General features: G+C 68.8%; 11 protein-coding genes. All 11 read right to left on the bottom strand.

What is annotated here, in order from left to right; genetic code table 11:
- Positions 1 to 147: 147 nt before the first annotated feature.
- Positions 148 to 1,230, bottom strand: a complete 1,083-nt coding sequence (locus AB0M26_RS23635; protein ID WP_365263804.1) for an NAD-dependent epimerase/dehydratase family protein — start codon at positions 1,228 to 1,230, stop codon at positions 148 to 150.
- Between the two features lie 85 nt (positions 1,231 to 1,315).
- Complete coding sequence (locus AB0M26_RS23630; protein ID WP_365263803.1) at positions 1,316 to 1,669, bottom strand: gas vesicle protein K; 354 nt, start codon at positions 1,667 to 1,669, stop codon at positions 1,316 to 1,318.
- The gene (locus AB0M26_RS23625; RefSeq protein WP_365263802.1) at positions 1,656 to 1,928 is read right to left on the bottom strand and encodes a gas vesicle protein; all 273 of its coding nucleotides are present in this window, start codon (positions 1,926 to 1,928) and stop codon (positions 1,656 to 1,658) included. Before AB0M26_RS23625 ends, AB0M26_RS23630 begins: the two co-directional genes overlap by 14 nt.
- Positions 1,929 to 1,931: 3 nt before the next feature.
- Positions 1,932 to 2,846 (bottom strand): GvpL/GvpF family gas vesicle protein, encoded by a 915-nt coding sequence (locus tag AB0M26_RS23620; protein WP_365263801.1) that lies wholly within the window; start codon positions 2,844 to 2,846, stop codon positions 1,932 to 1,934.
- Positions 2,843 to 3,295 (bottom strand): gas vesicle protein, encoded by a 453-nt coding sequence (locus AB0M26_RS23615; protein WP_365263811.1) that lies wholly within the window; start codon positions 3,293 to 3,295, stop codon positions 2,843 to 2,845. The genes AB0M26_RS23620 and AB0M26_RS23615 overlap by 4 nt, the downstream gene beginning before the upstream one ends.
- Positions 3,296 to 3,327: 32 nt before the next feature.
- Positions 3,328 to 3,882: a gas vesicle protein gene (locus AB0M26_RS23610; protein ID WP_365263800.1), complete on the bottom strand. Its 555-nt coding sequence runs from the start codon at positions 3,880 to 3,882 to the stop codon at positions 3,328 to 3,330.
- 3 nt (positions 3,883 to 3,885) lie between these two features.
- Entirely contained in the window at positions 3,886 to 4,137 is a 252-nt protein-coding gene (ccmI, locus tag AB0M26_RS23605) for a c-type cytochrome biogenesis protein CcmI (protein WP_365263799.1), read from the bottom strand.
- Between the two features lie 2 nt (positions 4,138 to 4,139).
- Positions 4,140 to 4,943: a GvpL/GvpF family gas vesicle protein gene (locus AB0M26_RS23600; protein ID WP_365263798.1), complete on the bottom strand. Its 804-nt coding sequence runs from the start codon at positions 4,941 to 4,943 to the stop codon at positions 4,140 to 4,142.
- Complete coding sequence (gvpJ, locus tag AB0M26_RS23595; RefSeq protein WP_365263797.1) at positions 4,940 to 5,386, bottom strand: gas vesicle protein GvpJ; 447 nt, start codon at positions 5,384 to 5,386, stop codon at positions 4,940 to 4,942. Before gvpJ ends, AB0M26_RS23600 begins: the two co-directional genes overlap by 4 nt.
- 6 nt (positions 5,387 to 5,392) lie before the next feature.
- The gene (locus tag AB0M26_RS23590; protein ID WP_365263796.1) at positions 5,393 to 6,496 is read right to left on the bottom strand and encodes an SRPBCC family protein; all 1,104 of its coding nucleotides are present in this window, start codon (positions 6,494 to 6,496) and stop codon (positions 5,393 to 5,395) included.
- A gap of 6 nt (positions 6,497 to 6,502) precedes the next feature.
- Positions 6,503 to 7,015: a hypothetical protein gene (locus tag AB0M26_RS23585; RefSeq protein ID WP_365263795.1), complete on the bottom strand. Its 513-nt coding sequence runs from the start codon at positions 7,013 to 7,015 to the stop codon at positions 6,503 to 6,505.
- Between the last annotated feature and the right edge of the window lie 230 nt (positions 7,016 to 7,245).

Below are 7,245 nucleotides of genomic sequence, written 5' to 3'. Positions count from 1 at the left end.
GGGCCGCGTCGTGGACGCCGTCGTCACGGCGGCGGACGGCCTTGCCACCAGCCCGCTGGAGGTGGCACTCGCGTGGGTCCGCGACCGGCCGGGGGCCCGCCCATTGCCCGAGGTCGGCGGCCGTGAAGAACCGCGGGCATTGACGAATCAAGGGCGCTGTCCCACCCCCGTCGCCAGTTCGTGGAAGCGGCGGCGTGGGCGGTTCTTCGCCAGCGGAGGGGTCCCCTTGCCGGAGCCCTCCCGGAGTCCGCGCAGGAAGTCGGTCAAGGCCTCTTGCGCGGTGTGACGGGGAGCCCAGTCCAGTTCCGCACGCGCTCTGCTCGTATTCATGACCGGCAGCCGCAGGACGGCATCGAAGAGGTCGGGAGAGGCGGGGAGCACATGGAGTCGCCATGCGGCGGCCAGCGCGGCACGGGCAGGTGCCGCCGGAAGCGGTACGACACGCGCACCCAGCAGCTCGGCGAGAAGTTCGGCATCGACGACCGGGTCCGAGGCCAGATTGAAGGCTCCCCGAGCGGGCCGGGTGACCGCCGCCAGAAAGGCTTGGGCCGCGTCCTGTGTGTGCAGCACCTGGAATCGCAGCCCGGGGAGATCAGGCACCACGGGCAGCAGCCGGGGACGGACCAGGCTCTGCGGGAGGAAGGGACCGGCGAACAGACGGCGTTGCTCGGTGGCCGCCTCCTCCTTGAAGATGAACCCCGGCCGCATGCGGGCGACCCGCACCTGGGGGTTGTCGAGTTCGAAGGAGTCCAGGACCCGTTCCAGATAGGCCTTCTCCCGGCAGTACGCGGCCTGTGGCCAGCCATGGGTGGGCCAGGACTCGTCCACGGCCTGCTTCTTCGGCCCGGGTGAGTAAGCGCCGACCGACGAGGAGTACACGAGCGCCGGTACGTGTGCCGCGGCGACGGCTTCGAAGACGCCGATGGAGCCCAGGACGTTGGTGCGCCACGTCGTGACCGGTTGGTGCGTGGGTTGGAAGAGCCACGCGAGATGGACGACCGCGTCCGCGCCGCGGAACAGCTCGACGAGGCCGTCGCCCTCACCGACGTCCGCTTCCACCCAGGTCGTCTTCGCGGGTGCCCACTCGGGCCGTCTGCGGGCGATGCCGACGATGGAGTCGATCGCGGGGTCGTCGGCGAGCGCCTGCACCACGCCGGTACCGACATTGCCCGTCGCACCGACGACCACGACGCGCATGCTGTCGCTGCGCGAGGAGGCATGACGATTCATGACACATTCCTTTCGTCATCCGTCCGCTCGGGGTACCCACGCGGCCGGGAGAAAACCGGCGGACGGCCACCGGCGGCGGCGACCGTCAGTCGCGGGGCAGCAGCGGCCCGAGCGGGCCGAGGTCGATATTGAGGTCCTCCGGCTCCAGGCCGAACTCTTCACGGAGTTCGTCCATACGCTCCTCCAGCGCCATCAGGGTGAGGCCGAGCTTCTCGATCTGCTCGTCGCTCAGGCCCCCTTGCTCGACGCGGCGCAGTGCTTGGCGTTCCATGAGCTGCCGGAGCAGTTCGATGATCGTGAGCACCAGGCCGGCAAGGCCGCGTTCGACCGATTCGGGGTCGACTTCGAGGCGGCGGCGGACACCGGACGCATCCCGCCCGGGCTCTCGTTCGCGGGGTGCGTGGTGGGCCGCGCCGTGCCTCCTCTCACGCGGGGGCATCGGGACCTCCGGTGTCCCCCGCTTCGCCGCCTCCTCCTCGGCTCAGGGCGTCTTCGCCCTGCTGGGTGACGGCATCGCGTACGGAGGCCACGAGCGCACGCAGCGATATCTGCACCAGGTCGATGTCGGCGATGGTCAGGGTGATGTCACCACTGATCACCACACCGCCGGCGAGTACCCGGTCCAAGAGGTCGACGAGTGCGATCTCGCGCCCCCGCAGACCCTGTGGGGCGGCGCGCGCGGGCGGGGCGCCGGTCACGGTCTACACCTCGTCCTCGGTGGTGTCCGCGTATGGGCCATGCGCTACTGCGCCCGTGTCCACCGCCGGCTGGGCGGACTCGGTCTCGGGACCCGTTCCGGTGAACGAGTACGGGGGCCAGGGCCCGCTGAGTTCCAGGCGTACGTCGGGGAAGCGGGCTCTCAAGTCGGCTACGAGGGCCGCGAATTCCTCCGCACGGTCGTCGGGAACGAGGTAGGAGTGGTTGAGGACCATCCAGCCCTCGTACTGGGCCAGTCGTGCGTCCTGCGGGCGGTGTTCGGCTCGGGCGGCGGCCAGGGAGGCGAGTGCGGCGTCGATGTCCGCCGCCCGCTGGATCGCGCGCTCGTGGGCGGTTTCCTGGCTTTCCCGTTCCGCTTTCCGGCGGAGCAGATAGTTCGTCCCGGGCCGCCCCCCTCCCCCGCCGCGCTCCCGTGGCGTGCCGGTCGCCTCGCCCTGCCCGCCCGCGGGGGCCGTGTCACCGGCAGCGAACCTGCGGGGATCGACGTAGCCCTTGACGCCCCATTCCGTACGGCCCTCCACGCGTTCCAGCGCCGCGAGAAGGTCCTCGTGCCGCTGCTCGAGAAGGGACCGGACCCGGTCGTCATCGTGGTAGACGGTCGCGAAGCGCAAGGGGACGACGGCTTGGAGCGCGGCGACTGCGGCATCGATGATCCGGTGGTGGGCGCGTGCCGCTTCCTCCAGCCAGTGGAGGTCTTCCAGGTGCTCACGGAGGGCCGGTTCGCTGAAGTCGGTCAGCGGCACGGAGCCGACGACGGCGGCGAGATCCCCGCTCTCGACACGGCGCACGGTCTCGCCGGCCACTCCGGGCAGTTCGCTTCCGAGGAGCGGCGAGCCGGCTGCGGTGGCGCGGGAGACCGCGTACACCCACGTGGCGTTGGGCTCCTGCTGGTCGTTCACGGCTCGTCCTCCTCCCCGGCTTCGGTGCGCGGTGAACGGCGGCGTCCCGCGTCCCGGCCCTCCGGCCGCGACGTGTCCTCCTCGAATCGGCCGGGCAACTCCTCGCGCACCTCGCGCTCCTCGCCGCCGCCGGCACGGCGCCGGGATTCCAGCTCCTCCGTCATCCGGGCCTCGAGGTCACCGATCCTGCGGCGCAGCCGCTCGTTCTCCTCCAGGACGTCGCGCTTGCCCGCCGAAAGGGTCGGGTCGTGCTCCCACCAGTCGATGCCCATCTCCCGGGCACGGTCGACCGACGCGACCAGAAGGCGGATCTTGATCGTGAGGAGTTCGATGTCCAGGAGGTTGATCTGGATGTCGCCGGCTATGACGATGCCCTTGTCCAGCACGCGTTCCAGGATGTCGGCGAGGTTGGCGGGCTCGCGCCGGGCGGGCTCGTAGGACTCGCCCATGCGCCGGCTCGGTGGATTCCACCCGGTGCCCATCAGCTCTCCTCGGGCCTGCTGCGGTAGTAGCGCCGCTCGCGGTGGTACGAGAGAAGCTCTCCTTCCTCGTCCACATCGACCCGGTACTCGGCGAGGATGTCGGTGGAGTCCGGAACACGGTGGGTCTCCACTACTTCGATACCGACGCGCCAGCCCTCCTCGCCGTGTTCGAGCGAGGTCACGCCCTCCGCCTCGCGTCCGGTGAGTGTCTTGACGTGGAGTGCGGCCTGAACAGCGGCATCACTGGCCGTCAGACGGCGCGTCCCGCTCGTGGACTTCTTCCCGGGAGAAGTGGTGCCGGAGGTGCGCTTGGCCGTACGACTGGTGTCACCGGAGTCGCTCTTGGCCGTACGTCCGGAGGCGTCGCTCTTGGCCGTACGTCCGGAACCACCGGAGTCGCTCCTGGCCGTACGTCCGGAACCACCGGAGTCGCTCTTCGTCTTCCGCTCCCGGCGTTCGGTCTGCCGCTCGGGCGGCTCGGTGCGGGTGCGCTCGGATTCCTTCGATCCGGACGCGCGCGTCCCGGCGTTCCTGGAACGTCCAGCCCCGGGCATCGCTCACACCCCCGAGCCGCTGTCGGTCCGTCCGGAGGCGAACAGCCGGTGCACGAGTTCCTTCTCCCGCCGCGCCGCCTCCTCCTCGCTGATCTCGCCCGAGGCCCTGGCTTCCGAGACCTCTTCGAGGCGTTCACGGATCACCGCCGGGTCGGTGGTCTGGCGGAGCGCCTCGTCGCGGATCCGCTCGCTGATCCACACCACACCGCGTACGGGGGCGAGGGGAAGGGTGAGCAGTCCGGTGAACAGCCCCATGATTACCGGTCTCCCTTGGTGTCGTTCAGCGCGTCGTCGACGAAGTCGTAGGGAGCGACAGGACCGAGCAGGCGGAGCCGGACCCGGCCGTGCCAACTTCGGGCGAGTTCCTCCGCGGCCTCCTCGAACTCCTTGCGCCGACGATCCTCGACCAGGAATGCCGAGTCCACGACCCCGTCGGCGGACGCCGGTTCGACGGACTTCACCGCGACCGAGAAGGGCATCAGATGCTCTTCCACGGCGGCCGCGTCCACGCGTCGTTTCTCGGCGACGGCCTGGGAGACGAGTTCCCCGAGCCGAATGCTTCCGTCGTGCCCCGCTTCCTCCGGTGCTCCGGCAAGTTCTTCCCGGAGCTTCCTGATGTCCGGGCGTTCCTCCAGGATCTCGCGGAGCACGGCATCCTCGTCGTAACGCGCCCGGATGGTGAACTGCGCCTGGTCCGCAAGCCGTTCGGCAGCCCGGAGAAAGTCCTCACGGCCGTTCTCCAGCAGTTCGTCGATCACGGCTTCCTCGTCGGGAAGGACGGTGCCGAAGCGGAAGGGAAGGACGACCATGGAAGAGGCGGCCAGGGAGTCCAGGACATGTGCGTGGGCCTGGAGATCCTCCGGGGTGCCCAGGGGACGGTCGAGCGGGATTTCGCTGACGACTGCGGCGAGTCCGCTCCGCGCCACAAACCGTACTTCGGCGTCGGGGTCAGCTACCGCGGGCAGCTTCTCCAGCGCTCCCGCGTCCTCGGGCTCGGGGACGACCCCGTAGACGTAGCAGGCGCGTTCGGCCTGTTCGGGTACCGGCTCGTCGGTCGTCATCGCTCACGCTCCTTGCGGCTCGGCCGGGAGGACCGGGCGCTGCGGCGCGGACGCTCCTCGCGCTCCTTCTCGTCCTCCTCCTCGTCCTCGTCATCGCCCTGGAGGGCGTCGCCCACCTTCTCCTTCACGCCTTCCAGCACCCCTTTGGTCTTGCTCTCGGCCCCGCCTTCCCGGATCTCCTCCATCATTCCCGGGAGGCCGCGGGTCTCGGTTCCGCTGCGGGCGAGATCGAGACGGTTCACGCGCTCCGCAAAGCGCAGATAGGTGTCGACGCTGGCGACGACGATGCGGGCGTCGATGGTGAGCAGTTCGATGCCCACCAGGGATACGCGTATGTAGATGTCGATGACCAGGCCCTTGTCCAGGATCAGGTCGACGACGTCGACGAGTCCGCTGGAGGACGGCCGGTCCAGGTAGTGGCTGCGCTGACTGGCGATGCTCATGGTCTCTCACTTCGATGCGGCTCGTGAGCGACGCCGGGGGCTCTGCGCCGGCTTCCCTTTCCGGCCCTTGGATCCGTCCGGGTGCGCGTCCTCGTCCTCGGCTTCCTCATCTGCGTCCGGGGGCTCTCGCTCTTCCTCTTCCTCCTCGTATTCGTCCTCAGGTTCTTCCTCCTCCTCTTCGTATTCGTCCTCGGGCTCCCCCTCGCTCTCTCCGTATTCGTCCTCGGGCTCTTCCTCGCTCTCGTCGTACTCGTCCTCGGCTTCTTCCCGCTCGTCCTCGGGCTCCTCCTCGCCGGTGCTGACGACTTCGCCCTCGTGGATCTCGCCACGCCACCCCTCGATCTCCTCGGGGTTGAGGAAGGCATCGGTCATCACGTGCCGGCGGAAGTGCTTGAGTTCAAGGCGTGCACGGCGGCCCTGAGCGCGCCAGATGTTCCCGGTCTGCTCGAAGAATCCCTGCGGGTGGTACTGCAGTACGAGCAGGATGCGAGTGAGACTGGGCGACAGTTCGTGGAAGGTGACCGCACCGTCGACGTGGCCCTTCTCGGCCTTGGACTGCCAGACGATCATCTCGTCCGGGACCTGTTCAAGAATGGTCGCCTGCCACTTCCGGTGGGACCAGAGCACCTGAGCCTTCCACTCGAGTTCGGACTCAGACTCCTGCTCGACGCTCTCCACCTTCTTCATGAACGCCGGGAATTCCTCGAACTGGGTCCAGTAGTCGTAGGCGGTCGAGACGGGCACGCCCACGTCGATCTGCTCGACGATATTGGTGACCTTGATCTTCTTGTCCTTGTCGCCCCCGCCCTTGCCTGCGCCACCGGTCAGGGTCTCCTTGACCTTCTCCTTCGCACGGGAGAGGCCACCGCCGAGCAATGCCCCCACGGGCGACTTTCCGCCGGTGAGCGCGGTCATCAGACCCGGGCCCCCGTCCGGGCCGATGTCCGACAGACGATCGGTGACGCCGCCCACCTTGTCGCTCAGCGAACCCATCGCCCGCTCAGCGAGCGCCATGAGGAGGTCCTGCACCTCCTGCTTCAGGCGATCGGTGTGCAGGTCCTGGCTCAGTGCGCCATGTCCGTTCGTGCTGCCGCCGGACCGATCAGCCATACGTCATCACCCTCGGTTCCGCTGGGCCGAACCACGTGAGTCGCTTGCCCTGCTCGAAGCGCGCGAGCCGCCCTTGCTCTTGCTCTCGGTACTGCTCGAGGACTTCTTGGTCCCGGTGCGGGACTTGGATGCGCTACCGCTCCCGGACTTGGTCTCGCGTCGCGACGAGCCGCGCTTGTCCTCCGTGGGCTCCTCTTCGCGGCTCTCCGCCGCCTCGCCCTCGTCGGAAGGTTCGCCGCGCAGCGTGGAGGCTCCGTGTTCCAGCCGGTCGCTGAGCGCGTCGACACGGTGCCCGATCGCATTCACTGCCGCGGCCCGGCCAGCTGAGACCAGTTGGCCGCGCAGTGTCTTGGTAAGCCCTTCGACCTCGGGGGTCTTCATCAGGCCACGTGCCTTGCCCAGGCCTCCCACTCCACGGCCGGCCGCGACTGCGGCCAGCGTGACAGCCAATCGCGCCTTGCGTGTGCGGCCCAGGACATAGCCGCCGACGACCGCTGCGGCCACTTGCCCGTTGTTCATGATCCTCATCTCCTCCTGCCCATGGCGCACAGGTCACCGAGCCTGGGGACGCCGGTGAAGATTGCTCCGGCGAGCGAGTACCACATCTACGAGCAAAGAGACATTCAGGGAGCAATTCGACACATCGAATCTGGCCCGCATGGTGAGGTCACACAGGGTGGCGGTTCAGCTGCACCATGTCGGCCACGCGGTCCGGCCGGCCCCTTCGCGGCACCCCCGAGAGCCGCGAC

The sequence above is a fragment of the Streptomyces sp. NPDC051776 genome, from assembly GCF_040681345.1.
Taxonomy (GTDB): domain Bacteria; phylum Actinomycetota; class Actinomycetes; order Streptomycetales; family Streptomycetaceae; genus Streptomyces.
Note: the sequence above shows the minus strand (reverse complement) of the source record. Positions and strands in the feature narration are given on the sequence as shown.

Excerpts from the sequence above, each read along its gene's own strand:
- AB0M26_RS23635 (WP_365263804.1), bottom strand. The coding sequence starts at position 1,230 with ATGAATCGTCATGCCTCCTCGCGCAGCGACAGCATGCGCGTCGTGGTC.
- AB0M26_RS23630 (WP_365263803.1), bottom strand. The coding sequence starts at position 1,669 with ATGCCCCCGCGTGAGAGGAGGCACGGCGCGGCCCACCACGCACCCCGC.
- AB0M26_RS23615 (WP_365263811.1), bottom strand. The coding sequence starts at position 3,295 with ATGGGCGAGTCCTACGAGCCCGCCCGGCGCGAGCCCGCCAACCTCGCC.
- AB0M26_RS23610 (WP_365263800.1), bottom strand. The coding sequence starts at position 3,882 with ATGCCCGGGGCTGGACGTTCCAGGAACGCCGGGACGCGCGCGTCCGGA.
- ccmI (WP_365263799.1), bottom strand. The coding sequence starts at position 4,137 with ATGGGGCTGTTCACCGGACTGCTCACCCTTCCCCTCGCCCCCGTACGC.
- AB0M26_RS23600 (WP_365263798.1), bottom strand. The coding sequence starts at position 4,943 with ATGACGACCGACGAGCCGGTACCCGAACAGGCCGAACGCGCCTGCTAC.
- gvpJ (WP_365263797.1), bottom strand. The coding sequence starts at position 5,386 with ATGAGCATCGCCAGTCAGCGCAGCCACTACCTGGACCGGCCGTCCTCC.
- AB0M26_RS23590 (WP_365263796.1), bottom strand. The coding sequence starts at position 6,496 with ATGGCTGATCGGTCCGGCGGCAGCACGAACGGACATGGCGCACTGAGC.
- AB0M26_RS23585 (WP_365263795.1), bottom strand. The coding sequence starts at position 7,015 with ATGAACAACGGGCAAGTGGCCGCAGCGGTCGTCGGCGGCTATGTCCTG.